The sequence below is a fragment of the Paenibacillus sp. P32E genome, from assembly GCF_001909085.1.
GTDB lineage: Bacteria > Bacillota > Bacilli > Paenibacillales > Paenibacillaceae > Paenibacillus_AQ > Paenibacillus_AQ helianthi.
The window spans coordinates 136,924-163,920 of the sequence record NZ_LVYY01000013.1 but is presented as its reverse complement, the minus strand read 5'-3'; the positions used below and the strand labels follow the sequence as shown (position 1 = coordinate 163,920).

Below are 26,997 nucleotides of genomic sequence, written 5' to 3'. Positions count from 1 at the left end.
GTGCCGAAAACAATCATGAACCGAGTCCATTGGACTGTCACAGCATGTATCGCCGTTCAACTGTTGACCGCTTGCGAGGGAAGCGGCAACCTTCCTTCCGAGCATCCAGTCTCAGATGGAATAGAGGAGAAATCGTCTTTGTACCAGGAGCCTGGACTAAGCAAATACGAGCAGCCCATTCAGCTTTCTTTCGTGCGTGAAAATAACGATGCGCTTGAAGAAATGCTGAGTCAACTGCCCGGGGAGACGCTGGAGGATAACCGCTGGACACAGCTTTACGAAGATGTGCTGGGTATCCGGATTAAGTATGACTGGACCGCCTGGAGCTCCATCTATTCCCGAAAGCTCGGCGCTTCCCTGGCCTCCGGCGATATCCCGGATATTGTCCGGGTGAACGCTTCACAGCTCAGAGTGCTCAGCAATGCGGGATTGATTCAGGATCTTACCCAGGTCTACAACGATTATGCAACTCCGCTGACCCGAAAAGTGCTGAGCCAGGAGGGCAGCGGCCCATTCGACACCGCAACTATTAACGGCAGGCTGATGGCGATACCGGAGACCACTTCGTCTATTGAAGGGGCCATGTTTATATGGATCCGCACGGACTGGCTGGACCTTCTAGGGCTAAAGCCGCCGCAATCGATGGATGATGTTTTGGCAATATCGAAAGCGTTTACAGAGAGGGATCCTGACGGGAACGGTCGGAGGGACACGTACGGCCTCGCTTTAACCAAATATTTGTGGGACCCGGTAATGGGGCTTACCGGGTTTATGGCAGGGTATAACGCCTATCCCGGTATTTGGATCAAGGACAAGAGCGGAAAGCTTGTCTATGGAGGGATTCAGCCGGAGGTTAAGACCGCCTTACAGGTACTCCAGGAGATGTACCGCACGGGACAGCTGGACAGAGAGTTTGGTTTCAAAGACGGTGTGAAGGCCAGTAAGCAGATTGAGAATGAACAAATCGGCATGCTGTACGGAGAGCAGTGGAGTTCGTTTCTGGTTCAAACCAGCCGTGAACACAATTGGCAGGCGGAGTGGAAAGCTTTTCCGCTTGTTTCCGGGTCTGGATCAGCTCCTAAAGTTCCGCTTCCGTTCAGCACCAACCAATTTCTGGCTGTCCGCAAGGGGTATGAGCATCCTGAAGCACTCGTCAAGCTGTTCAACCTGCATCTCGAAAAAAACTGGGGAGTGACCGGTGATTATGAGACGTACTATAATGCCCCTCAGGCGGTATGGAAGCTGTCGCCCGTGACTCCATATCCGGTCTTGAAGAATCTCGAGGCCTTCCGCCAGCTTGAAGAATTCCGGCTCACCGGGAATGCCGCCGTGCTCAAGGATGAAGCGAAGACGATTCAGAAAAGAATCGCCGCCTACGAAGCCGGCGGCAAGGAAAGCGAGACGGGCTGGGGATGGAATTTGACTTATGGAGCTTCGGGGGCATTCTCCATCCTTGACCAGTATGAGAAAAATAATCAGCTTCTGTACGAGAGCTTTGTCGGAGCCCCTACGGAAACGATGATCGAGAAGCAGAATATTTTATACAACCTCCAGATCAATGCTTTTCTGGATATCATTCAGGGACGACCGATCGGCCAATTTGATGAATTCGCCGCACAGTGGAACAAGCTCGGCGGTGAACAAATAACGGCTGAGGTCAATCAGTGGTATGCGGAGAAAGGCGGGGCTGGAAAATGAACAGGAACCCGGAAGGCTACGGAGGCGGATGGCTTGCTTAAATTCCCTGCCGAGTCCATGCGCCATACCATTTTTATCCGGATGGTTGTTACTTATCTCGTTATTATTCTTCCGATTCTGCTGCTGGGTCTCTATCTATACAATTGGAGCTATAAAAATGCAAGCCAGGATTTATCAAGAGCCACTTTGTCGCAATTAACTTATTATTTGGAGGCCCTGAACCGTGAGATTGAATGGATGGAAATCCAGCAATATGATCTTGCCCAGGACACCGAGCTGAACAAGATTGCTGTGACATGGGAATTCATGGACGATGTCCAAAAGAGAGAGAGCCTGAATTACATTACCCAGCGGGTCACTTCCCTAAAGAACAGCAGTGCCTACATCAGCGATGTATATGTCCATATTCGTACGATTGATAAAACGATTTCGGCTATGAATGCCATCGATGATTTGGACAGCGGGAAATATAATTTCTTCCAGTCCGTTGATCTGAAAAAAGAAGGCCGGCTCATCAACTGGAACAACTTCCTGGAGCTCAGCGTCGCCGAGTCCAGCGGCAGAATGGGGGAGCCTCCGCTCTTTATCATTCAGATTGAACTCGATAACGAGAAGCTGAAGGACTCCTTGAAGCAGATCAACGCCTACGCTGAGAGCGGATCGCTGCTGGTTTCGATGCAGTCGGGTTATGCGCTTGGGACTGGAAGCAACGCTCAGGAGATGCTTCAGAGCTATAACCAGGCCATGCATGAAGGGAAGCTTGAGAAAACCAGGGTACTGGACGGTATGAGATACCATGTCGACAGCTTCTCTTCAGGCAAGCTGGGAATGGCGGTAGTTACCTACTTGCCGGAAACGGCTGTCAAACGGCCGTTAACCAAATTTGTACTCTGGGCCTGGCTGTTCGCCGCAGCATCTTTTCTGGCAGTTCTTATGTATTCCTATGCTACTTACAAGCTCGTTCAAAAGCCATTGCTTGTGCTGGTACGAAGCTTCAAGAAGATGGAAAGCGGTTCGCTGGATATTCAGATTGTCCATGCCCGCAAAGATGAATTTGGATATTTGTATCTTCGTTTTAATCAAATGCTCAGCAGGCTCAGAATGCTTATTGATCAGGATTACACACAGAAGCTCATGATGCAGCGTGCAGAACTTAAGCAGCTTCAGTCACAAATTAATCCCCATTTTCTATACAACAGCTTCTTTATCCTGAACTCGCTGGCCAAGCAAGGGGATATTACGCGGATTGAGGCGTTCTCCAATATGCTGGGCGAATATTTCAGATTTATCACCCGAAACGGAGAAGATAATGTCCGGCTGGCAGAGGAGACCCGTCATTCACAAATGTATACGGAGATCCAGAAAATGAGGTTCTCCAGGCGCATTCATGTCCAGTTTGACGAACTGCCCGAAGAGTTGGAGAACATCCGGGTCCCTCGTCTTATTCTTCAACCCATTATCGAGAATGCCTATGAGCACTGCCTGGAGAAGCAGGCGGATGAGGGAGAGCTTCGTGTTTCTTTTGAGAAGGAGGAAACGGAAGTCAGAATTATTGTGGAGGACAACGGCAGCGGGATCACCGATGACGGAATCGAAACTTTGCGAAAACGGCTGGATCAAAAAAACGAATCGTATGAGATCACCGGTATGATTAATATCCACCGGCGCATCCAATTGATCTACGGGGAAGGCAGCGGCTTGTTTGTGGATAGAAGCGGGCTGAACGGCCTCAAAGTCGTGATTAGAATCAGGCTGACAGGAGGCGAAGAGCTTGTATAGACTCTTGATCGTTGACGATGAAGAAATAATAACGGACGGCTTATACGAAGTGTTTAACCGGCTCCTTCCGGACAAGCTGGATGTATATAAAGTATATTCCGCGAAATCGGCACTGGAATGGCTCTCACGTACACGAATAGATATTGTGCTTACGGATATCCGGATGCCAGGGATGAGCGGGCTCGAAATGTCTGAGCACATCCGCAAATATTGGCCGCGCTCCAAGATCATTTTTCTGACCGGTTACAGCGAGTTCGATTACGCCTACAGTGCCTTACAAATTCCTAATGCCCGTTACTTATTGAAGACAGAAGGCTTCGACAAGATTGTCGAGACAGTTCAGGAGGTGCTGCTGGAAATCGAACAAGGCAACAAGCTGAATGAGCTTCTGGAGAAGTCACAGGAACAACGTCATGCGATGGAAGTTATTGCGCAAGGCAACTACCTTCATCACCTGCTACAGGACAGCCATACCTTATGCGCGGATACAGAAGTGCTGAAGAATGATTTCCGCAAGCTCAAAATAAGTCTGGATGCGGAATCCCCGGTTATGCTGATTCTCGGACGTCTGACGTATCCCGGGGGGATCTCTTATCTGGATCGAAGCGAGATTGTAACTTCTTCCAGAGTCATCTGGAATTCATTTCTGGCGGAGATGGCAAGGCATACCGGGATTCTCGACAGACACGGGGATGTCTTATGGCTGCTTCAACCCTTCGATCATGCGGCAGCCGCATTCAATGGCCATTTTTCGCGGTATCTTGAAGGGACGCTGGAGCTTATCCAGGATTCCTGCCGGCAGACGCTCGGGTTGACCATCGCTTTTGCCGTTAGTGGCTCAGCCTGTGAATGGAGGGGAATCAGCCGGCAATATGACAGGCTCCACCGGCTTCAGCAAGTGAAAATTGGAGACGGCATCTCTATGGTGCTGATTGATCGGACGGGCCGGCTGGAGCCTGATGGGGTGAAAGAGGAGGCAGGCGTCCGGCTCAATCAGCGGGTGGAGAATCTGGCAGCGCATCTTGATGCCGGGAGGCAGGAACGATTCCTGGAGACGTTGGGTGAAATCAAGGAAGGTCTTCATAGGGCGGTTAGTGTAGAAGCAGCTACGGAGATGTACTATACGGTCGCCCTTGTACTTCTATCCTATATGAACCGTTGGAATATCCACGGCCTCGTCAATGATTATGGCAAGCTGATGCGGCTTGACGAGCATTTGTCCTTGAATGAAGGCATGAATGAACTGGAGAAGCTTGCCGCCGATATCTTCCGGCTTAGGAGTTCTGCTGAAAAGGAACGGTCTTCGGAGGTGATCGAACGGATATGCGATTATATACGCAGCAATTTGAGCGAGGACTTGTCATTGGTTCGGCTGGCAGAGCTGCATTATTTTAACCCTACGTATCTGTCCAGGTTTTTCAAACAGGAACAGGGGATCAACTTATCCGAGTACATCGACAACTGCAGGTCTGTTAAAGCGAAGGAACTGTTAGGCAATGAAACGCTGAAAATACGCGATGTAGCGATGTGTGTAGGCTATGAGGCCCCCCACTCCTTCACCCGTTTCTTCAAGAAGACAACGGGCATGACCCCCCAGGAATACCGGGAGTCTCTGCTTAAAATATAAGAATTGACGGTGAATCCGTTTCTGCATGCCAATCTATAATTTGACAGTCGAACAGCTATAGTTACACAGGTTGTTAACCCGTTTCCAGAGAGAGTACAATTTATTTGTATACGTTTACAATAATTACAATTAAGTGCTACTCTACAAAATTAAGGAGATGGGTATCTATGAAAAAGAGGAAAATGAATGGGTCGATCAAGCTGCTGCTAATGCTGGCGCTTATTCTGTCGCCTATGCTCTCCAGCGGCAAAACCGCACAGGCATGGGAGGGCATGCCTGTGTCCAAGCTCCATGTGAGCGGTAATCAACTGGTGAACAGCAGCGGACAGCCGGTTTTGCTCAGCGGCTGGCATCAGCCCAGCGGTGCTTACTGGACCTATCAGAACAGCAGCTATTATTTGGACCGCAACGGAGGGAACCGGCATGCGGCAACCCTTGCGTATTTGAAGGACATCACTGACACCTTCACCAGCACCTCGGCCAAGTACGGCAACAGCCACGGCTGGTACATGAATCAGGTTCGCCTGTTCATTGACCGCGAAGACATGGGCGATGTGGCGGCGGGTACGTATAATTTTGCCGGTCTGCAGTCGGTTACCCAGGACGTTATCATCCCTTATATCAATTACGCCAAGACAAAAGGTCTGTATGTCACACTCGGCCTCGACTTCACGCTTAAGGACAACAAGGCGACAACTCAGGGCAATCTGGACAAATTCAATCAAATCTGGGGTTATCTCGCTTCCCAGCCGGCCATAAAAAGTGCGGACAATGTGATGTTCGAGCTCATTAATGAACCGGTACTAAGCGATGTGAACGGCGAATGGGGAGGAAATCCCTCCCAGCCTAATTTTCCGGCCTTTTGGAACTCCCTTAAAAACTTCCAGAACTCCCTGATCTCCACTATACGGAGCAAAGGGGCGGATAATGTGATTTGGGCTTCGGGCCTTGGATGGGATCAGCATTATCAGTTGACCGCATCCGATCCGCTTACGGACCCTCTGAACAATTATGGTTACGCCGTGCACTGGTATCCGGGTTACGGCGCCTATGACAATTACACGCCGCTGCAGGAAATTTGGGACACTAGTATCAAGCCTTGTGCCGATAAATACCCGATTAATATCACAGAGACGACCTGGTTCAAGAAACAGCCGGGGGATTCTTCTTATTGGGATCTGTTCAACGGATCGAATGCAGGATTTGGCAAGAATACAAAAGCCATATTTACCGCAGCGGGAAATGTCAGCATTGCCGTCCATATGAACGGATTCCTGCTGGAGCCCGGCACAAGAAGCTCCTTCGCTGACCCGACAGCCGGGCTGCTCTATGACGGAAATACCGCCCGGGACGGAATGGCCCGGTTTATATTCGAATGGTACTATGAGCGGGCGCAGTTTAATCCCTGGAACGGGATCTGGAATGGAGTGACCAGCGGGGCGACATACAAAATCGTCAACCGGGCATCGGGCAAAGTGATTGATGTCCCCGGCGGACAGAATACCAATGCGCTTCAGCTCCAGCAATGGACGGACAATAATGTGCCAGCACAGCAATGGATTGCCACGGATCTGGGCACTTCCAACAATTATTACCGTCTGCGAAGCGTCAATTCTTCCGACAACAAGGTAATGGATGTCCGCAACGGATCGAAGAATAACGGGGAAGCGATTCAGCTTATGCAGGATTTAGGCATTACCGCCCAGCAGTTCAGATTGATCAGACTAAGCAATGGCTATTGGAGCATCCTCAACATGAACAGCAACAAGGCTGTTGAGGTCACGGGAGCCTCCAGTGCTGACGGCGCGAAGCTGCAGCAGAACCTGTACCGCGGCGATTTGAATCAGCAATGGCAGTTAGTTAAGGTGAATTAGCCGGAAGCGCCAGGAAAGCCTGCAGTGAGATGAGATTATTTGGAATGGGGAAAGGTCGTATGGCATTCATGTAATTATGCGCCATACGATCTTTTGTGTTGTCCGATACCATGTTGATATCTGCAATCTGCCGGTAGTCCTGCAATAAACGTGTAAGATTTATAGGGAGAATTCTTTACTTTTGGTATGGGTGACGGCTGGAAGAGTACAGTACAATATGTATTGTAAGCGGTTGCTGGATAGGCTTCTATTCTTCCTGCTGTCTTAGTTTCAGTACGAAGAGATGTTCTTTCAAGCCAATATACTCAAGAAGAGGAGATTTATACATGAATCAGTTGCCCAAACCCAACGAGCCACTCGTAACCCACATCTACACAGCGGACCCGTCCGCCCACGTATTTGAAGGCAAAATTTATATTTATCCTTCCCATGACCTGGATCATAATGGACCGGACAATGACAACGGTGACCAGTATGCAATGGAAGACTATCATGTCCTATCCATAGAGAATTTTGAATCCCCTGTGACAGATCACGGGCAAGTGCTTCATCTGAGCGAGATTCCCTGGGCGTCGCAACAACTATGGGCGCCTGATGCCGCCTATAAGAACAATACTTACTATTTATTTTTCCCGGCCCGCGACCGGGAGGGGGTGTTCCGTCTGGGTGTGGCGACGGCTTCATCTCCGGCAGGTCCGTTCACGCCGCAGCCGGACTATATTCCCGGCAGCTTCAGTATCGATCCTGCTGTTTTTGTGGATGAAGACGACCGGGCGTATATTTACTTTGGCGGCCTCTGGGGAGGCCAGCTTGAACAATGGCAGACCGGCACCTTCCGCCCGGGGGCGGAAGGGCCGGCCCTTGACCAGCCTGCACTAGGGCCGCGTGTGGCGCTGTTAAGCGAAGATATGCTGTCTTTACAGGAGGTGCCGCAAGAAATTTCCATTGTGGATGAAGAAGGAAATCCGATTCTTGCTGGTGATGAGGACCGGAGATATTTTGAAGGGCCATGGGTTCATAAATATAATGGCTACTACTATTTGTCTTATTCGACAGGCACAAAGCATACCTTGGTCTATGCGGTCAGCAAGCATCCGGCAGGTCCTTTTACCTTCAAGGGTGAGATTCTGTCACCGGTTATCGGCTGGACTACGCACCACTCCATCGTTCAGTTTGAAGAGAAGTGGTATCTGTTCTACCATGACAGCTCCCTGTCTGAGGGTGTCAATCATAAGCGCTGCGTCAAATATACGGAGCTACACTATAATCCGGACGGCACCATTCAGAAGATTCATCCATACCCTTCTGGGGAATAGGGATCTGCAATCCACAACAGCTATGCTGTCCAGTAAAGGACGGTGTAGCTGGATTACACGAAAGGATGAATACTTTGATGAACAAACAACAACTCGGCTTGACACCGCCCATGGGATGGAATTCATGGAACACCTTTACATGGGACATTAATGAGCAGCTTATCCGGGAAGCCGCCGATACACTTGTTGCAGAGGGGTTCAAGGATGCGGGATATGAGTACATTGTTATTGATGATTGCTGGAGCCTGAAAGAAAGGGACAACGATGGCAAGCTGGTTGCTGATCCGGTCAAATTCCCGAACGGAATGAAGGCGCTTGCAGATTACATTCATGCCAAGGGATTAAAGTTTGGGATGTACTCATGTGTAGGAACACATACATGCGCAGGATATCCGGGGAGCTTTGAACATGAATTTCAGGATGCGGAATTGCTGGCAGAATGGGGCGTAGATTTTTTGAAGTATGATTACTGCTTCAAGCCCAGACATATATCGGGGGAACTGCTGTACAAACGAATGAGCCTGGCGCTCAAAAACTGCGGAAGAGACATCCTGTTCTCAGCATGCAATTGGGGTGAGGACAATGTATACCATTGGATTCGTGAATCCGGCGCTCATATGTACCGGTCCACAGGGGATATTCAGGATAGCTGGGATTCCATCAAGAGTTTAGCTTTGTCACAGCTTGATAAGGCCTGCTACACAGGAGCATATTGTCATAATGATATGGATATGCTGGTTGTCGGCATGTATGGAGGCAGCAACAGCGACTTTATCGGAAGCCAAATCGGCGGTTGTAGTGATGTGGAGTACAAGACCCATTTTTCTATATGGAGCATGATGGGATCTCCGCTGATGATTGGCAGTGACATCCGGAAAACCAACCAGGCCACCAGAGATATTCTGATGAACGGGGATTTGATTGCCATTAATCAGGATGTGGAGGGCCGCGGTGCTTATCGCATCAAGCCGGAACCGCAATGGTTTCATGCAGATGATGTATTTATGCTGGTAAAAGTGTTAACTGACGGAGACGTGGCGATAGGTTTCTTCAATTTAAGTGATGGTCAAAGGGAAATGTCGTTGCAGTTCTGGGATATCGGACTCCCCTATGCTTCCGGAAAATCGCTGTCGCTGTATGACTGCTGGGAGCATAAAGAAATCGGCGTATTCAGAGAAAGATATGCTCCTGTAGTTCCGGCTCATGATTGTCTGATTGTGCGGGCGAAATTGGTGTAAAGGATCACATGAACATGAATAGGAATAGGACATGCAGAACATGCGGAGTCCCTTTAATGACGGATGATGTGGCGATTTACCTGAAGCTTGTTACGCGCAACGCCCAAGACTTCCTGTGTATAGACTGTCTCGGCGAGCAACTGAAATGCGGGCGCAGTCCCATTGAGAAATTGATCAAATATTTCCGGGAATCCGGGAATTGTGTGCTGTTTCGATAAGCTGGACTAGGACTGGAGGAGTAAAAGAATGACAACTGCGATTGAACACAATTCCGTTACTTATAATAACCCGATTATGCCAGGTTTTTATCCGGACCCTTCAGTATGCCGGGTGGGGGAAGACTATTATTTGGTGACATCGACATTTGCTTATTTTCCTGGGGTGCCGATTTTCCATAGCCGTGATCTTGTCCATTGGAAGCAGATTGGCAACGTGCTTAACCGCCCCTCACAATTGAACTTACAGGGGGCCAGGCACTCAGGGGGGATTTTTGCCCCAACCCTACGCTACCATGAGGGCATGTTCTATATGATTACGACCAATGTAACCCATGGCGGAAATTTCGTTGTTACAGCAACCCATCCTGCGGGGCCATGGTCGGAGCCCTATTTTATTCAAGGAGCGGTAGGGATTGACCCCACGATTTTCTTTGATGATGACGGAAGAACCTACTATTTGGGTACAAGGCCTAACTCAACTGGAGTACGTTATGACGGCAACTGGGAAGTATGGATTCAGGAACTGAACTTGGAGACCATGGCGCTTGCGGGGGAGAGCTATGTCCTTTGGAGAGGTGCCATGACAGATGTGATCTGGCCGGAAGGGCCGCATCTGTACAAGAAAGATGACTTCTATTATTTAATGATTGCCGAGGGGGGAACAGGGCCGAATCACGCGGTGACCGTCGCACGCAGCCAGAAGCTGACAGAAGGCTATACCGGGAATCCGAACAACCCGATCATTACACATCGTCATCTGGGCAAACATTATCCGGTTATCAATGTGGGGCATGCCGATTTAGTTCAGGCTGAAGACGGTCAATGGTATATGGTGATGCTCGCCTCACGTCCTTATGGAGGTAGCTATAGTAATTTGGGGCGGGAGACGTTTCTTGCTTCAGTGATTTGGGAGGATGGATGGCCAGTAGTCAATGAGGGCCGGGGAATTCTGCAGGAGCAGGGGGTCATAGGATTGACGCCGGTTCCGGTGGAGCCGCAATTGCGCTGCGACCATTTTGACAGTGATAATCTGGCACATAAATGGATGTTCTTAAGGAATCCGCAGGAGGATTTATATTCTTTGACAGAACGTAAAGGATATTTGCGGCTAAAGCTAAAACCTCAAACGTTCAAGGATCAGGATAATCTCAGCTTTGTCTGTTTGCGGCAACAGCATTTTGACTATACGGCAGCAGCAGTGATGGAGTTTGCGGCGCGGAGCATCCATGAATCGGCAGGTTTGGCTGTCATTCAAAATGAAATGTATCATATCCGGTTTGAGCGCGTGTTGCAGGATGACAGACAAGCCTTACGTGTTGTGACCTGTATCAATGGCCTGGAGACGAATGTTGCACAGGCAGAGGTAGATGCTCGGCGGTTGTATTTAAAGATAGCTGCAAGAGGCCAGGAGTTGAGCTTCTATTACAGCACGGATGGAGATCAATATCAGTTGGTTGCAGAACATATAGATACGAGTAGTTTGAGTACCGAAGTGGCAGGCGGATTTGTGGGCTGCTGCATAGGAATGTATTGTACGAGTAACGGTACGGCCTCTGACAATGCGGCAGATTTTGACTGTTTTGAATATGGCGCGTATTAAAGCATATGATTGATGTGGCCGCGGCCAGGCGGCGGGAATCGGAATGACATGCGGCAGGATATTGCATATGCATCTAGAATCATAGTTATAGGATGGGAGTTAAATACTTACACTGAAAGGGTAGGGCAAAATGGTTAAATACAGAACGGCAACTCCGAATGAGCGTGAGGAATGCATAGATTTGGCCAACTATGCTTTTCGCTTGGATTTTGAAACCCTGATGCCCAAAGCCTATAACAAGAACGTGGATTCTTCAGCTATGCATAAGGTTGCTGTGGATGAGAAAGGCAGGCTGCGCGCACAGGTAGCCGTTTTTCCAGAGCCTCTGACGGTATGTGATTATACGCTGCGAACCGGCTATTTGGGTACCGTATCGGTTCATCCGCGTGCGCGTGGCGAAGGGCATATGAAGGCGCTCATGGACATGTGGCTAGAAGAACTGCGCAATACGTGTGATATGGTTGTGTTATATGGTCAGCGACAGAGATATGAGTATTTCGGCTTCACGCTTGGCGGTGTAAAGTTCAAGTATTTCGTGGGAGAGGCCAATGTGCGCCATGGCTTAAGACATGTGAACGACACTGGAATATCCTTTAGCCCGTTATTCGGGATTGAAGGAGCAGAAGCCTTTGCGCATAGCATGAACACCTCGCGGCTGGCTTATATTGAACGTAACTTACAGCAATTGCCGCTTATTTTCAACAGCCTCCATCAAAAGGCCCTGGGTGTCCTGGATAAAGGCAAGCTGATCGGGTATCTGATTGGAAACGAAGCAGGCGATGAAATATCTGAATTCGCAGTGGCAAATGCGGACGATATTGCACGGACGATCAAGGCTTACAGGGGATATAGCAGAGCAGAGCGAATCACTATTGTTACGCCAGAATATGACATTTCTCTAAATACAGCTCTTGGCAGCATTGCTGACGACTATGTTATCGAGAACTCTGATATGTATCATATTCTGGATTTCGCCAATGTATTAGAGGCTTATCTGACGCTTAAGCTTAAGACGACAGGGATTGTCCAGGGGGAGTTCTCCGCAGTCATGGACGGTCAGCCGGTTACTGCACGGGTGGATGCGGATGGCGTGACTGTTGAGCGGTCTGCTAAGCCGGATGCAGTAGTCCTTAATAAGCAGCAGGCTCAGGCGCTTCTTCTTACACAGCACAGTCGCTATATGGCAGTGGATGTGCCTACAGGGTGGTTCCCGCTGCCCTTATTCTGGTACAAGATTGATAAATACTGATTAATCTACTACTCACAATAACCCCGAATTAGACAAAAAAAGCCAAAGGCGAACTTAAGTTGCCTCTGGCTTTTTTTCTTTTTGGTCCTGTGCTAAGAGCTGAAAGAGCCTCTCAAGCCTGTATAACCGCTTTATATTTTCCCGGGGGCATGCCGGCTATTTTTTTGAAGCTCCTTATAAAATTAGCATAGTCGCTGAACCCGGACAGCTCACAGGCTTCGGCAACGGTCTTGCCTGCGGCCAGATGGCTCATAGCCAGCGTGATGCGCTTGTCCACAATGTAGGAGCGTATCGTAAGTCCGGTATGCTCTCTGAACAGCTGGCTTATATATTTGCCGCTGTAATGAAACTCCTGCTCCAGCTGCTCAGATGAAATAGATTCGACCAGGTGCTCCTTGATATAGGTCATGGTCTTGCTGACCAGCTCCGGCATGAGATTGTTCGATTGGTATGTGGCAGACGGATACAGGGTATTGATGAACACAAGCAGTTGGGTTGCGTAGGATTCCGCCAGAAGATCCTGTCCATATGCCTCCGAGCTAAGGCAGGAGATCAATTTCTCTGCAAGCCCGCAATACATCACAATTTGGTCCTGGGAGATCCGGATTAGATTGTTTTGTCCGAAGGGATGGGATTCGAAACAGGATAATAGATTCGAGCGATGACTTGAAAGCTTCTCCAAGGCAGATTTCTTGATATTCAGCCCTATTCGTTCATACATTTGATTGTCGATACAGATACAACGGTGCATTTCGCTGGGGCTGATGATGATTAAATCGCCAGGGGCCAGTTTGTAGCAGGACTGTTCAAGATACATGTAAGCATTGCCTCTTAGGAACAAATATATTTCGTAAGCATCGTGGCGGTGATAAGGCAAGGCGGGGTTGATCAGCTCCGTATCTGTTGTTTTATGAAAGCAAATCAATTCTTTTTTAATAGGTGCGAAAATATAGTTTGTCTCTTGATCCATAGCATCCAATCCTTTTATTGTAACTTTTGGGATTATAGGTATTCGCGCAATATAGTAGCGTTTATTTGCAAGGATTATACAGCAGATACTTATTATAATACAGGAAAAGGAAGCGCTTGCAAGTACTGCAAGAAGTAAGGACAAGCTTAGATGAGATACGGCTGCCGCTTCGATCAGACAGGAGGTGACAAGAGCAGGGTTTGGCGGAAATTACACGATGAGGAGATGAGAAAAATGATTTCAGGGGTAAAAAAATCACTGTGTACATTATTGGCATGTATAACTGTGCTGTCGGTAATGATGGTACCTACGCCTCCTAAAGCTTCAGCAGCAAACGATGTGACCGTTAATTTATCAGCAGAGAAACAAGTGATCCGCGGGTTTGGAGGCATTAACCTCCCGGCTTGGGCTGGAGATTTGGCCGCAGCGCAAAGAGAAACGGCTTTTGGCAATGGACCGAACCAGTTAGGGTTTTCTGTCCTGCGAATCTATGTGGATGACAATAAAAATAACTGGTACAAAGAAGTGGAAACTGCAAAATCTGCAGTCGCACACGGAGCCATAGTTTTTGCTTCGCCCTGGAATCCTCCCGGTGATATGACGGAGACCTTCAATCACAACGGCGATACGTCCGCCAAACGGCTCAGGTACGATAAGTACGCCGCGTATGCGCAGCATCTGAACGATTTCGTTACGTATATGAAGAATAACGGTGTGGATCTTTATGCGATTTCTGTTCAAAATGAACCGGATTATGCACATACCTGGACCTGGTGGACTCCAGCAGAAATGCTTACTTTTATGAAGAATAATGCGGGGTCGATTAACTGCCGGGTTATAGCACCTGAGTCGTTCTCTTATTTGAAGAATATGTCGGACCCTATCCTGAATGATTCACAGGCACTTGCCAATATGGATATTCTGGGTGCGCACACCTATGGCACTTCGTTTAATGACTTTCCTTATCCGCTTTTCAAACAAAAAGGGGCAGGGAAAGAGCTCTGGATGACAGAAGTGTATTATCCCAACAGTGACAATAACTCTGCGAACCGCTGGCCTGAGGCACTGGAAGTTGCTTATCATATGCACAATGCTATGGTAGAGGCGGACTTTCAGGCATATGTATGGTGGTACATCCGCAGACAGTACGGTCCGATGAATGAGGATGGTACGATCAGTAAGCGCGGGGATAGCATGGCTCAGTTCTCCAAATTCATCCGTCCTGGATATGTAAGAGTTGACGCTACAAAGAATCCAAATACGAATGTATACATTTCAGCATACAAAGGCGACAACAAAGCTGTCATAGTAGCCATTAACAAAAGCACTTCAGCTGTAAGCCAGAACTTTGTCCTGCAGAATGGTACGGCATCGAGCGTATCCACATGGATCACGGACGCCAGCCGAAAAGTTGCCTCCGGAGCATCCGTGAATGTGTCGAACCGTTCCTTTACAGCCCAGCTTCCCGCCCAAAGTGTGACCACCTTTGTAGCTGCACTCGGAAACGACAGTGGTACAGACACTGGCACCACTTATGAAGCTGAAACAGGCACAACATTAACGAATGCCGCGGCAGAAACTACCAATTCGGGCTATATCGGTACCGGGTACGTTAACTTCACTGCCTCAACCGATGCCTCCATTCAGTGGAGCAGCGTCTACTGTGCTATTGCGGGGACGAAAAATGTGAAATTTCGCTATGCACTGGAAACAGGCACAAGAAACCTGGATGTGTATGTGAACGGAAGCAAGGTCATTAGCAATACCGCCTTTGCAGCAACTGGCAGTTGGTCAACCTGGGGAGAAAAAACCATTCAGGTTCCCATGAATACCGGAACCAATACGGTTAAAGTGGTGACTACCGGTACGGAAGGACCGAATGTGGACAGTATTAATGTGTCGGCCCAGTAGGGTTATGTAGTTCCGTAAATGACATATCGGAATTCACTGATGTGGATAGTGTGCTACGTCCAAGTGTCCTGGGCTTTGTCGTTCGACCAGTTCTCTATCTTATCGATTTCTATCCAATTCCCATAAAAACACGGGGTGCTCATAAGCCAATTACATGGCCTCATGAGCACCCCGTTGCATGAGCGTTATTAATGAATCAAGAGGATCTGTCGCTCTCGGCATGGAGCTTGGCGATTAGCTTATCACCCTCGACGTCAAGGTTCGGAAGCAGACGGTCCAGCCATTGTGGAAGCCACCAGGCCTTGTCGCCGAAGACCGCCATAACGGCCGGAACGAGTGTCATACGAATGATGAAGGCATCGATCAGGATGCCGAAGGCCAGCGCGAAGCCAATCTGTTTGATCATCGCGTCAGGTGCAAAGATGAAACCGGCAAAGACGGAAACCATGATTACACCTGCGGCCAGCACAACGCGGCTGGCGAGATCGTAGCCGTGAACTACGCTATCGTTGCCATGGCGTCCGTGGACGTAAGCCTCGCGCATGGAGCTGACCAGGAATACCTGATAATCCATCGCCAGCCCGTACAGAATACCGGTGACCAGAATCGGCATAAAGCTGAGCAGCGGTCCTCCCGTGTCAAAACCAAACAGGGAGTGCAGCCATCCCCACTGGTAGACCGCTGTAGTCAGGCCGAAGGTAGCGAGGACGCTGAGAATAAAGCCGACCGTTGCTTTGACCGGAACAATGACCGACCGGAAAACGAGCAGCAGGATGATCAGGGACAGGATCACAATGATGCCGATATACAGAGGGAAGGCGTCGGAAAGCTTGGAAGACATATCGATGTTGATGGCGGTGAAGCCGGTCACACCAAGCGTTATATTATTCCCGGAGGCGAGAGTGGAAGCGGGATCGCGCAGATCCTGCACCAGATTCCTTGTCTCCGTATCCGTAGGGCCGGTTTTCGGGATCAGACTGATAATGGCGATATTTCCGGTCGCGTTGACGCCCATTGGGGACACCAGCGTAACGTTATCATGCATTTGCAGTTCCTGAACCAGCTTGCCCAGCGTCTGCATTGAAATTTTATCGGACGGGTTCTTCGGTTCAGCCACTAGGAGCAGCGGTCCGTTGAAGCCCTCGCCGAAGCCTTTGGAGATGATGTCATAGCTTTGGCGAGCTGGAGTGTCCAGGTTGGCTGAAGCGCCGGACGGAATGCCCAGCTCCATTTTCGTTACCGGAATCGCCGCTGTTCCAAGAACCAGAATCACCAGAATAATGATGACCCAGCGGTATTTCACTGTAGTGTTTGCCCAGCGGTGGGAGAATTTGTGGCTGGCTTTATTTCCGGAAGCCGTGCTTTTTGCGCGGGCTTTGGCGGTGCAGATCTTTTCACCGACCAGACCGAGCAGCGCAGGCAGCAGGGTTAGCGCCAGCAGGACGTTGATCAGAACACTGGCAGCAGCAACGAGAGCCATGGTCGACAAGAAACCGATACCGATGACCAGCATGCCGCACAGGGCGATAATAACAGTCAGGCCGGCGAAGAATACGGCGCTGCCGGCGGTGCCGAGTGCGCGGCTTGCCGCTTCACCCGCGCTTAACTTCTCATCAAGAATGAGCCGCCGCTGCCGGTTAACGATGAAGAGCGAGTAGTCAATACCGACCGCCAGACCGATCATAATAGCGAGTACCGGTGTAATGTCATTCATCTGGATTACACTGGAGAGGGCAAAAGCACCGCCGACACTGATACCGACGCCGAGGAGTGCGGTAATCAGCGGCAGACCGGCGGCAACGACAGAGCCCAGCGTCATGAAGAGTACAACCGCAGCGACGACTACGCCGACTGCTTCGGTCGAGCCTATAGCCGGTATACTCTTCAGTGAATCGCTCGGAATGGCTGTGATGCCGGAGCCTGCCTGTTCGACTTCAGTCACGGTTTTGATGATGTTATCCGGTACGGAAGATGGCAGTGACGTCTGTTGAACGGTGAACTGGAACTGGAACAGGGCGATGCTGCCGTCAGCGGACAGCATTACTCCGGGAACCGGAACGCCGTCAGCCATCAGCGGGCCGTAAGGAGCGGCCTGGGCAGCCGCGGCAGATTGCCCCGCCGCACCCGTCTGTCCGGCAGCAGCAGATGGGTCCGCTGCGGCTGCTTGCCCCGCCGCGCCCGTCTGTCCGGCAGCAGTTGTTTGGCCTGCTGCCGCTGACGGGTCTGTACCCCCAGCTTGAGCAGCCGCAGCAGCTTGGGCGGCCAGTTCTACGGGGTTAATGATATAGTCCATACTGTAGACATCATGGATAGCTTTCTGGAGCAACGCTACCCGCTGGGGTGTGTCCAGACGTTCTCCGTCCGGTACGGTAAAAGCGACGCTCGCCTGGCCGCCGGCAGCGGCGGGAAGCTCTTTAGCCAGCATATCCAGCACTTTTTGCGATTCGGTACCTTCAATTTTCATTTCGGAGCTGGACTGTATGCCATTAACGCCTAACAAAGTGCCAACAACACCGAGAACGACGATCCAGGCTGCGAGGAAATACCACGGCTTGGAATAAGCCGATTTACCCAACCGATATAGAAAAGTAGACATGTGATGGTTTCTCCTTTTTATCTCTGTTTTAAAAGCCGTTGCGTAAATAAGCAAACATGGAATTCAAATACTGATCGAACGGCATGGCACCGGAGCGTTCATCCCCTGCTTCTCCCGGTAGCAGCACGTTCATCCGTCCGTCCAGTATGGGCACGAACGCTCCGTAGACTGCACCGGCAAGGAGATGGGTGTATCCGTCGGCATACCGCCCATGGGAGAAACGCTCTAGGACCTCCTGTGCAGCGATCTGCAAGCGGCGGAATACGCTGAGGATATATGGCTCCAGGGACGGATACTGATTGGCGAGCGATACGAACTGCCGTAATTTATGCAGGAACTCAGAGGTGAATTGCAGCTTAAGCAACTTGTACAAGGCATCCAGCGGAGTTGCGTCCGGAGGCAAGCCCGCGAACAGCATATTCTGATCCTCTTTCGAAGCGCTGCCCATAAAATACTCCGCTACCGCTTCCTCTTTGCACGAGAAGTAATTGGCAAAGGTTCGCCGGGAGTAGCCGGCCTGCTGAACAATATCGTCGACGATAAAACCATCCATGCCTTGCTTCAGCGCCAGCTCAAAGGCAGCTTCAGCCAAGGCATAGGCGGTGGCTTCCTTTTTTTTATCACGTAGTGTCGGGTTGGGGTTCAAGTTCCAAGCGGCCTCCTTTCTTGAGACAGAACAATCTGCGCTCTATGGTCTAAAATACATTATTGCACAATGGGCAAAATTGCACAATGAGCATCGAAAAAAGAACTTGAAAATAGATAGGGGTCATCATGGCGAAACCGCCTTGATTCACAAGACATTCCGCAATGATGAGCTACCGTTCTCAAATTCACGTTACATAAGATTATAAGGATAGAGCCTGGTGGTTGGGACTTGGTACACAGCGGGAATTCAACTGGACCCACTAAATAAGCACATAGGTTGCTCTCAAGGGGCCGTGTACCCCGACAACGAGCTGCATTTCAATATCAGCGGAATTTGAAGGACCGGAGATGAAATTGATAGATGAACCCAGCGGCTCACCCGCCTCTATCCTACGGTTCAGATCTGCTGCAGCTTGGGTGGAGCGGAGCACGAGCCGCTTTTTTTCAATCACCGCAATATAGTGGGCGGGCAGAAAATGGAGGGAGCGCCCCTGATCCGGGCGGCTCTCCACAACAATCGTTCCTGACTCGGCTAGTGCGTAGTCAGCGAAGATAATTGCCGTATTGGCCGATTCGGAGCGCATAATATTCTGCTCTCTTACTGCCGCTTCTTCCCAGACGAGTCCATCCGCGAATTTCAGGCCATATTCGGTAAACCGGACATCTCCGGAAGTGATTACAGCCCCTCCGCCGTTGGCATCGATCAGATCATTTAATGTTCTCTGTAAGATCTCCGGAGTCGATTCAATGAACTGCGTATGGATGAAGAAGCATTGCTCCTTAAGGATGTCTACCAACTCACCGGTTGTTAAACTGCTGGAATTGCCCGGCATCAGGTCCTGCATATCAGGACGCTGAACGTCATAGATTCTTTCCCGTCCCAGCTTGGAGGCAATTGTATTCAGAAAAGAGTCCCTGTTCGATGCTGTCATTGATCCGAGCCTCCTTTGCGTTGTTCAAGCCAGACCCGGAAGCTGTCCTGCTGCCTGACCGGCTGGCTTAGATCACGGGTATTGATCCAGCCGCGGATGAGTCCCGGTCCTCTCACAATGCGGCCATGTCTGCTGATCAGCCGGCTTGCGGGGTTCGCAAAACGCAGCGCTTTGCCGAATAAAGCCTGGGAGGACAGCAGCCTTCCTGCCGTCTTCATCTGGAATCTTTCCGCGGCACCGGTGCGATGCTCCTTCACGATTTTTTGACGGTGCAGAATCAACTGCTCATGCAGTGGAATTTTGACCGGACAGACATCCGTACAAGCACCACACAGACTGGAGGCAAAAGGCAGCTCTTGATAGTCATCGTATCCGCCCAGCAGCGGAGTGATTACCGCTCCAATCGGACCCGGATAAATGGACCCGTAGGCATGCCCGCCAATATGACGGTAGACCGGGCAGACATTAAGACAGGCACCGCAGCGGATACATTGCAGGGCTTCACCAAACTCGCTTCCGAGAATATCGGACCGTCCGTTGTCCACTACAACTAAATGGAACTCTTCCGGGCCATCGGTCTCCCCGGCTGCCGAGGGTCCCATCACCGTGATATAGCTGGTCAATTTTTGCCCTACCGCGCTCCGGCAGAGCAGATTATCCAGAACCTCCATCTCTTCAAGCGTCGGCACAATTCGTTCCATGCCCATTACCGCGATATGTGTTTTCGGTATGGCGGCTGTGAGATCACCGTTGCCTTCATTGGTCACCAGATTAATGGCTCCCAGGTTAGCGATAGCAAAGTTGCAGCCTGTGATCCCGACATCCGCCTCCAGAAACTTCTGCCGCAGGACCGTCCGGGCAAAACGGGCGAGGTTCTCGGGAGTATCATCGCCGGTATATCCAAGTTTCTCTGTGAACACTCTGCTAATCTGTGTCCGGTCTTTATGCAGCGCAGGGGCTACAATATGCGAAGGCGGGTCCCAATCATCCATTTGGAGGATGTATTCACCCAGATCGGTCTCGATCAGCTCACAGCCGGCCTCCATCAGAACACGGTTCATTTCAATTTCCTCGGTGACCATCGATTTGGATTTGACGATTTTTTTAGCTTTTTTTTGTACGATGATGTCCCGGATATAACCGCTTGCTTCCTCTTTGGTTTTGGCAAAATAGACATGCCCGCCCTTGTCCTCAACGTTACTGGCCAGTTGCTCCAGGTAATAATCCAGATGTTTCAGCGTATGCTGGCGGATTTGCTGGCCGAGGGTACGCCATTGTTCCCAATCTCCGAGAGCGGTGGCGGCAGACAGGCGCCTGGTCTTCAAGCTATCCTGCGCTGAACCTACTGCGCTCCTCATGAATAGGTCATCAAGGCCATCTGAAGTCCGTGTGTTGAAATCCCGTTTATCCGTTTGCAGGCTCAAGTCTGGTTTCCTCCTCTGGCAACAGCAGCATGGCTATGGTTCAGCACTTCTGCAATATGCATGATCTTTACGGGTTCGCCCTTGCGGGATAGGCGTCCGCCGATGTTGAGCAGGCAGCCCATATCTGAACTGATCAGAATATCCGCTCCGGTTTCCACCACACAGCCGCATTTTTCATCGACCATTTGCCCGGAGATTTCCGGCATTTTTACTGAAAAAGTTCCGCCAAAGCCACAGCAATTATCACTGTTCTTGAGCGGTTCCAGCTGGAGTCCCTTTACTTGTTCAAGCAACAGGAAGGGGGTTTCCCGTTCGCCCAGCAGTCTTGTCATATGGCAGGAACGGTGGTAGGTGGCAGTTCCGTCCAGCCTTGCACCCACATCAGTGATGCCAAGCACCCGTACGATGAACTGCGTAAACTCATAAGCTTTCTCTTTTATAGCAACCGCTTTCAATTCCCACTGTGGATCACCTTTGAAAATTTTCGGGTACTCATGGAACATAGCGATACAAGAGCCGGACGGACCTACGACATAATCCGAGTGTTCAAAGGCAAGCATCATGTTCTTCATGGCAAGCTTGGAATCCTCCAGATAACCGCTGTTATAAGTGGGTTGACCGCAGCACACCTGCGAGGCCGGAAAATCAATTTCACAGCCCAGCCTTTCGAGAACTTCAACCATAGCCATTCCGACATTCGGGGTAATGAGGTCTACTAAACAAGTGGAAAATATACTGACTTTCATTCCTGCCCCTCCAATCATAACCTTCGTGATAATAGCTTAACTCAAAAAGTCAATGAAAAACAACACAAAAACAAATAATAAATGTGAATGTTGTTGACAAAAAATAATGATAACGTTTACACTATGGTAGGGCAAATGGAACAATCTACCTTAAGGGGGAGAAACAGTGGAAAAGCATTTGATGTACATCAACGGCCAATTTACCGAATCTGAAAGCAAAGAGTGGATGGATGTAACTAATCCGGCAACAGATGAAGTCATTTCACAGGTTCCCAAAGCTACAAGGAATGATGTCGTGCGTGCTATCCATGCAGCGGATGAGGCCCAGACTGCCTGGGAAGAAACCCCTGCGGTGGAGAGAGGGAAGTATCTTCATGCCATTGCCGAGGGGATTCGGGCGGAAGCGGATACCCTTGCCAGACTGATCTCCGAGGAGGTAGGCAAGACACTGGAATTGTCCACGGTAGAGGTTAACTTTACAGCGGACTATATGGATTACATGGCAGAGTGGGCACGCCGCTATGAAGGGGAAATTGTTCAGAGTGACCGTGATAATGAGAATATTTTTGTGTTCAAACGGGCGATTGGGGTAACTACCGGCATTCTGCCCTGGAATTTTCCATTCTTTTTGATTGCCAGAAAGATGGCCCCTGCGCTGATTACCGGCAACACGATTGTAGTCAAGCCCAGCGCCGAATCTCCGAACAATGCGGTGGCCTTTGCCAAAATTGTCGACAAGTCCGGTCTTCCCCAAGGGGTATTCAACCTTGTCACGGGCAGAGGCGCAGAGGTCGGTAATGAATTGGCCAGCAACCCTAAAGTCGGGATGGTCAGTCTTACCGGCAGCGTGCCGGCTGGACAAAAGGTGATGCAGGCGGCTGCCGAGAATATCATCAAGGTCAGTCTGGAGCTGGGCGGCAAGGCCCCTGCGATTGTTATGGACGATGCCGACCTGGATTTGGCCATCCGGGCGATTGTGGCTTCCCGGGTGATCAATACCGGGCAGGTCTGCAACTGTGCGGAGCGGGTCTATGTGCATGAGAAGATCAAAGACGAATTCACCACCCGTCTGGTTGAAGCCATGAAAGCGGTGAAGTATGGCGATCCGCTGAAAGACAAGGATATTCAAATGGGCCCGTTGATTAACAAGGCGGCGCAGGAATCCGTACAGCAAAAGGTGGACCGCGCCGTAGAAGAGGGGGCTGAAATTGCCCTTGGCGGTAAAAAAATTGAGGGTGCAGGCAGCTTTTTTGAGCCAACGGTCATTACCGGTGCCACCAATGAAATGGAGATCGTGCAAGAGGAAATCTTCGGCCCGGTCATCCCGGTCATTTCATTCTCGAACCTGGATGAAGCGATCGCACTTGCCAATGACAGTGAGTTCGGTTTGACCTCTTCTCTGTATACCCGGAATCTGAACGTTGCCATGAAAGTCATCAAGCGTCTCAAATACGGGGAAACCTATATTAACCGGGAGAACTTTGAAGCCATGCAAGGCTTCCATGCAGGCTGGAGAAAATCCGGCATCGGCGGCGCAGACGGCAAACATGGCCTGAACGAATATCTGCAAACGCATGTTGTCTATCTTCAGTACGATAAGTCGGTGAATTAAAACGGGCTTCAACACAAAGACCGCAAGTCTATCTTAAGCAGATAGGGCTTGCGGTCTTTGTGTGATGCGAGGCGTTCAGGAGGGAGAATCAGTCGCCACCTGCACCGTGTCCCATAATTTCAATTAACATTTGAGTATTATTATTTACTGCTGGGTCAATGGTAAACACAGGTACAATAATTGCGACAGCCAGGCTACACGAAGCTAGAAGTACGATAAGTTTTCTTTTCATTTAAGACCTGCACCTTTCTAATTAGAAGTTTGTACTGCTCTTTTTCTTCTTCATCTGTTTGATGCCGGTGTTGTTCAAATAGATCAACACATTTGATGACATTACTATCGTTATTGATTCTAGCAGATGATTCCAAACTTTGAAGGATCAAGGAAATCCCTTTCTTACGCTTGTTATGTAAATGATAGACTGCTAATTCAATGAGAAATCGAGCGTATTGATCCTCCATAACCTGCTGATTGTATTCGCCGAATTCTGTTAGGTTTGTCCGGTAAGGAATATAGGCGGCAAACCGTTCAAGAATATGATCGACATTCCAATCATAGCGGTTAGCCGATATGATGATATTATATAAAGCAAGAAAAATTTCATTTTTTTGAGGAGCAATATATTCCACATATTCTGGCAGTATTTCATGCTGCCCTGACATTAATCCATAGAGCATGGTATTCGCGGTGCCCCACTCCTGATACTGGGCTACAGTCCTCTTGGCATCTTCATCGTCTTCTTGTACCCAGCTTCCATCCATATAGCGAGCTACGAATTGAAGTGCCGACTTGTAGTCCCTGTTCTCCTCGTAGACAGTTGCACGCATCAGATGCGAGTAGAGGATGTAGCGATAGAGTGGTTTAACAGGTTTTTTCTCGTTACTCTGTTTGCGGTTAGAGTGCTGCTGAAGGTTATAACGAAGAGTGGCTAACCGGAGCATTTCCTGCGAGAGTTCGTCCACTTTTTGCCACTTGTGAAGAGAATAATAAACATTGATCAAGTGGTTCAACCCATCCAATTGATCCGCTTCATCCAGCCGGTCCACATAACATTCAAAGAGTAGAGCAGCCTGCAGATTAAGAGTCTGATCGTCTCCCAAGGCAATCCGAAACAAGCGGAACTGACATACCGCGAGCCGCTCGGAATTCTGATATTTCTCACTTACACTCACATTCTTATACAACAAACCAGCGGCTTGCCACTGCCCCTGCTCGAACAGCCCTTCTGCTACTTCAAACAGCATGGGCGCATAGGTCAGATTCTCAAGCAGATGATGAACTACCTGTTCAATACAGTCAAGGCGGTCCAATGCCGCTGAACGCAAAATAAATGGCCGCAACCGCCGCCAGGTCGGTGATGAATGATAGAAGCATTCGTCCACATACAGGCTGAAGAAATGGTCCTCCGGTAATTGCATTCCTTTGGTGATACGCTCCAGGTGATTCATGGCAATCGGCTGTTGACTGTTAAGCACCCGGCTGAGCGTTCCTGAATTAATGCCGGATTGACTCGCAAATTGATTAATGGACATTGCCTGCTGCGACAGATACACCGTTAAATGATCGCGAATCGTGGATGTAGTAGGGACCAAGGAAGCACCACCTGACTGAATTCCAGTAATTTGAATTTATTTATAGGTGTAATAATATGTGACAATATTCCAATGGTCAATAGTGCAGATTAGGAGAAACAGTGAACATGAGAATGGGAATATAAGGTGCCTCTGTGCCTGATTATAGATGTTAATGGGGAGAATTAACAACTGAGCCAAAACCTATGCAGCAGTGGTCTGATCAGCAGAATTCCTGACCTTGGTGCGGTGGCTGAGCAGAAAACCTGCGAGTGAAGCCAGCAGCTGCTGGAACACCATGCCGAGCACGACGGGGACAGCCACCGGAGCGGGGAAATAGGACACTGCCAGCACAGCGCCGGCGCTGATATTGCGCATGCCTCCATTGAAGATAAGGGCGACCTCGTCTGCTTCATTCCAGCGCAAAACCCTCGCCGTGAGAAAGCACAGCATGTAACCGGTGGAAGCCATAAGCACAATGACGAAGGCCAGGCCAACCAGATGCAGATTGATGTCCGCCAAGTAAGGGGAAATCACAGACCCGTTAATGATGATAACCACTGCCATGAAGAGCTTGGAGACTGGATTCAGCCGCGGACTCCACACGGGCGCAATAGTGCCCTTGGTCCATTCATTAAGCACCATGCCCGCCAGTGAAGGGACAACAATCATCCAGAACAGACTGCTCATCATTGCGCCCGCGTCAAGTTCTACGCTAGTTCCAATCAGCAATGACAATACGCCCGGTACGATAAAAGGAGACAGCATAGTGTCGATCAGAATGATGGACAGAGTGAGTGCAGTATTTCCTTTGTAAATGCTAACCCAGATGAAGCTGCTTACCCCCGTTGGAATGACTGCGGCAAGTACAAGGCCTGTGATTGTAAATTCATCCGTGTGATACAGCACATTCCCAATCCCTGCGGCAACCAGCGGCATGGCGACGTGCAGAATGAACAAACAGGCGAACAGGGGCAGTGGTTTTTTGAGTACGTTCACGAAATCTTTGAATCCGAGACTGATGCTTCCGGCAAACGTCATAAAAGCGAACAGCCAGGGAGCCAGATAGGTATAAGAGGAAAGTGAGCTTCCGCAGAGTACCCCGGTCAAGACACTGAGCGGAGTGATTAGCGGCATCATTCGGTTAAGCGTCCGGTTCACAGCAAGAAGCATCGTATGACATCCTTTTAAAATAAGTTGTTACTATTATACACCCTTTGATAAATATTCTGAGAAGTTCTCCTGGAAGTCCAGCGAATGGATATCTTCCCGGAGATGATGGTGGATCAGCGGGCCGATCTTCTCTGTCTCCTTGTGTACCAGAAGCTCGAGAAGGGTCTGGTGTTCCTTCCAGATTCCCTCCAGCTTCTCGGTCTTCAGCATGTGCAGCCTGCGGTAGCGGAGGTAGTGTACATTGGACTGCTGAATCAAATTCCATAGAAACTCACGTCCGGCAAGCCGGTACATCGCCCGGTGGAACGCATCATCCAGATTCAGAAAGGAATCGATGTCGTTTTCTTTTCCGATGACCTCTTTTTGCCTCTCCAGAATTTCTTTAAGCTCATGCAGTCCTGTCAGCAACAGCTGTGAAGAGAGATCCTTAAGAATTTCTTTCTCCAGTGTGCTGCGCAGATAAGTGATCTGTTCAACGGATTCAAGATCTATGTAGGACACAATATTCCCCTTTTTGGGATAAATATCGGTATAGGATTCCAGTGCAAGCTGTTTCAGCACATCACGCAGCGGCGTCCGCGAAATCTGAAAACGTTCGGAAAGGGCGGTTTCACTCAGAATGGTGCCCGGCTTCAGGGAAAGGGTAAGAATCTCGTGCTTCAGTGTATTCATGATTTCAGCTTTGATCGACATATCTCTTCCTGCTTTCAATAGTTAATGAAGGATAACACTAGTATACATGATGTTCGGAAATAATAAACGTTAATGTGCGTATATACGCTTGATTATATTGTGTTGACAACAGATGGTTCTTA

Annotated in this window: 20 protein-coding genes; 11 read left to right on the top strand and 9 right to left on the bottom strand. The window is 49.6% G+C overall.

The annotated features are described in order from the left end of the window. Positions 1–15: 15 nt before the first annotated feature. The 9 genes from A3848_RS13835 (at position 16) to A3848_RS13795 (ending at position 12,599) form a co-directional block, all read left to right on the top strand. Entirely contained in the window at positions 16–1,698 is a 1,683-nt protein-coding gene (locus A3848_RS13835; protein WP_074085739.1) for an extracellular solute-binding protein, read from the top strand. A gap of 33 nt (positions 1,699–1,731) precedes the next feature. Next, positions 1,732–3,477, top strand: a complete 1,746-nt coding sequence (locus tag A3848_RS13830) for a sensor histidine kinase (protein ID WP_074085523.1) — start codon at positions 1,732–1,734, stop codon at positions 3,475–3,477. Then, on the top strand, positions 3,470–5,104 hold the full coding sequence (locus tag A3848_RS13825; protein WP_074085522.1) for a response regulator: 1,635 nt from the start codon (positions 3,470–3,472) through the stop codon (positions 5,102–5,104). The genes A3848_RS13830 and A3848_RS13825 overlap by 8 nt, the downstream gene beginning before the upstream one ends. 167 nt (positions 5,105–5,271) lie before the next feature. Continuing rightward, on the top strand, positions 5,272–6,978 hold the full coding sequence (locus A3848_RS13820; protein WP_074085521.1) for an RICIN domain-containing protein: 1,707 nt from the start codon (positions 5,272–5,274) through the stop codon (positions 6,976–6,978). Positions 6,979–7,304: 326 nt separating this feature from the next. Next, on the top strand, positions 7,305–8,294 hold the full coding sequence (locus A3848_RS13815; RefSeq protein ID WP_074085520.1) for a glycoside hydrolase family 43 protein: 990 nt from the start codon (positions 7,305–7,307) through the stop codon (positions 8,292–8,294). Positions 8,295–8,371: 77 nt separating this feature from the next. Next, entirely contained in the window at positions 8,372–9,532 is a 1,161-nt protein-coding gene (locus A3848_RS13810; RefSeq protein ID WP_074085519.1) for a glycoside hydrolase family 27 protein, read from the top strand. 56 nt (positions 9,533–9,588) lie between these two features. Further along, the gene (locus tag A3848_RS13805) at positions 9,589–9,750 is read left to right on the top strand and encodes a hypothetical protein (RefSeq protein ID WP_218618688.1); all 162 of its coding nucleotides are present in this window, start codon (positions 9,589–9,591) and stop codon (positions 9,748–9,750) included. Between the two features lie 28 nt (positions 9,751–9,778). Beyond that, on the top strand, positions 9,779–11,350 hold the full coding sequence (locus A3848_RS13800; protein ID WP_074085517.1) for a glycoside hydrolase family 43 protein: 1,572 nt from the start codon (positions 9,779–9,781) through the stop codon (positions 11,348–11,350). A 130-nt stretch (positions 11,351–11,480) separates the two neighbouring features. Continuing rightward, on the top strand, positions 11,481–12,599 hold the full coding sequence (locus tag A3848_RS13795; protein ID WP_074085516.1) for a GNAT family N-acetyltransferase: 1,119 nt from the start codon (positions 11,481–11,483) through the stop codon (positions 12,597–12,599). 112 nt (positions 12,600–12,711) lie between these two features. On the opposite strand, the gene A3848_RS13790 is transcribed toward A3848_RS13795, so the two are convergent. Then, positions 12,712–13,569, bottom strand: coding sequence for an AraC family transcriptional regulator (locus tag A3848_RS13790; RefSeq protein WP_074085515.1), 858 nt, complete (start codon positions 13,567–13,569; stop codon positions 12,712–12,714). 234 nt (positions 13,570–13,803) lie between these two features. Between A3848_RS13790 and xynC the strand changes: the two genes are divergently transcribed. Next, a complete protein-coding gene (gene xynC, locus A3848_RS13785; protein ID WP_074085514.1) occupies positions 13,804–15,480 on the top strand; it encodes a glucuronoarabinoxylan endo-1,4-beta-xylanase XynC in 1,677 nt (558 codons plus the stop codon). A 196-nt stretch (positions 15,481–15,676) separates the two neighbouring features. Here xynC and A3848_RS13780 read toward each other — a convergent pair whose 3' ends face one another. The 5 genes from A3848_RS13780 to A3848_RS13760 form a co-directional block, all read right to left on the bottom strand. Next, complete coding sequence (locus A3848_RS13780; protein WP_074085513.1) at positions 15,677–18,076, bottom strand: MMPL family transporter; 2,400 nt, start codon at positions 18,074–18,076, stop codon at positions 15,677–15,679. Positions 18,077–18,104: 28 nt separating this feature from the next. Next, on the bottom strand, positions 18,105–18,722 hold the full coding sequence (locus A3848_RS13775) for a TetR/AcrR family transcriptional regulator (RefSeq protein ID WP_074085512.1): 618 nt from the start codon (positions 18,720–18,722) through the stop codon (positions 18,105–18,107). 262 nt (positions 18,723–18,984) lie between these two features. Then, the gene (locus A3848_RS13770) at positions 18,985–19,656 is read right to left on the bottom strand and encodes a LutC/YkgG family protein (protein ID WP_074085511.1); all 672 of its coding nucleotides are present in this window, start codon (positions 19,654–19,656) and stop codon (positions 18,985–18,987) included. Then, positions 19,653–21,080 (bottom strand): LutB/LldF family L-lactate oxidation iron-sulfur protein, encoded by a 1,428-nt coding sequence (locus A3848_RS13765; protein WP_074085510.1) that lies wholly within the window; start codon positions 21,078–21,080, stop codon positions 19,653–19,655. The genes A3848_RS13770 and A3848_RS13765 overlap by 4 nt, the downstream gene beginning before the upstream one ends. Then, on the bottom strand, positions 21,077–21,826 hold the full coding sequence (locus tag A3848_RS13760; RefSeq protein WP_074085509.1) for a (Fe-S)-binding protein: 750 nt from the start codon (positions 21,824–21,826) through the stop codon (positions 21,077–21,079). The genes A3848_RS13765 and A3848_RS13760 overlap by 4 nt, the downstream gene beginning before the upstream one ends. A gap of 166 nt (positions 21,827–21,992) precedes the next feature. On the opposite strand from A3848_RS13760, the gene aldA reads away from it, so the two are divergent. Next, positions 21,993–23,438, top strand: a complete 1,446-nt coding sequence (aldA, locus tag A3848_RS13755) for an aldehyde dehydrogenase (protein ID WP_256702362.1) — start codon at positions 21,993–21,995, stop codon at positions 23,436–23,438. Between the two features lie 194 nt (positions 23,439–23,632). On the opposite strand, the gene A3848_RS13750 is transcribed toward aldA, so the two are convergent. The 3 genes from A3848_RS13750 to A3848_RS13740 all read right to left on the bottom strand — a co-directional run bounded on the left by A3848_RS13750 (position 23,633) and on the right by A3848_RS13740 (position 26,875). After that, the gene (locus tag A3848_RS13750; protein WP_083609643.1) at positions 23,633–25,030 is read right to left on the bottom strand and encodes a helix-turn-helix domain-containing protein; all 1,398 of its coding nucleotides are present in this window, start codon (positions 25,028–25,030) and stop codon (positions 23,633–23,635) included. 183 nt (positions 25,031–25,213) lie between these two features. Continuing rightward, a complete protein-coding gene (locus A3848_RS13745; protein ID WP_074085508.1) occupies positions 25,214–26,182 on the bottom strand; it encodes a bile acid:sodium symporter family protein in 969 nt (322 codons plus the stop codon). A 33-nt stretch (positions 26,183–26,215) separates the two neighbouring features. Continuing rightward, complete coding sequence (locus A3848_RS13740; RefSeq protein WP_074085507.1) at positions 26,216–26,875, bottom strand: GntR family transcriptional regulator; 660 nt, start codon at positions 26,873–26,875, stop codon at positions 26,216–26,218. Positions 26,876–26,997 lie beyond the last annotated feature (122 nt).

Bases quoted from the DNA above. Each gene is read 5' to 3' on its own strand.
- A3848_RS13835 (WP_074085739.1), top strand. From the start codon at position 16: ATGAACCGAGTCCATTGGACTGTCACAGCATGTATCGCCGTTCAACTG.
- A3848_RS13820 (WP_074085521.1), top strand. From the start codon at position 5,272: ATGAAAAAGAGGAAAATGAATGGGTCGATCAAGCTGCTGCTAATGCTG.
- A3848_RS13815 (WP_074085520.1), top strand. From the start codon at position 7,305: ATGAATCAGTTGCCCAAACCCAACGAGCCACTCGTAACCCACATCTAC.
- A3848_RS13810 (WP_074085519.1), top strand. From the start codon at position 8,372: ATGAACAAACAACAACTCGGCTTGACACCGCCCATGGGATGGAATTCA.
- A3848_RS13805 (WP_218618688.1), top strand. From the start codon at position 9,589: ATGACGGATGATGTGGCGATTTACCTGAAGCTTGTTACGCGCAACGCC.
- A3848_RS13800 (WP_074085517.1), top strand. From the start codon at position 9,779: ATGACAACTGCGATTGAACACAATTCCGTTACTTATAATAACCCGATT.
- A3848_RS13795 (WP_074085516.1), top strand. From the start codon at position 11,481: ATGGTTAAATACAGAACGGCAACTCCGAATGAGCGTGAGGAATGCATA.
- A3848_RS13790 (WP_074085515.1), bottom strand. From the start codon at position 13,569: ATGGATCAAGAGACAAACTATATTTTCGCACCTATTAAAAAAGAATTG.
- xynC (WP_074085514.1), top strand. From the start codon at position 13,804: ATGATTTCAGGGGTAAAAAAATCACTGTGTACATTATTGGCATGTATA.
- A3848_RS13780 (WP_074085513.1), bottom strand. From the start codon at position 18,076: ATGTCTACTTTTCTATATCGGTTGGGTAAATCGGCTTATTCCAAGCCG.
- A3848_RS13770 (WP_074085511.1), bottom strand. From the start codon at position 19,656: ATGACAGCATCGAACAGGGACTCTTTTCTGAATACAATTGCCTCCAAG.
- A3848_RS13760 (WP_074085509.1), bottom strand. From the start codon at position 21,826: ATGAAAGTCAGTATATTTTCCACTTGTTTAGTAGACCTCATTACCCCG.
- A3848_RS13745 (WP_074085508.1), bottom strand. From the start codon at position 26,182: ATGCTTCTTGCTGTGAACCGGACGCTTAACCGAATGATGCCGCTAATC.
- A3848_RS13740 (WP_074085507.1), bottom strand. From the start codon at position 26,875: ATGTCGATCAAAGCTGAAATCATGAATACACTGAAGCACGAGATTCTT.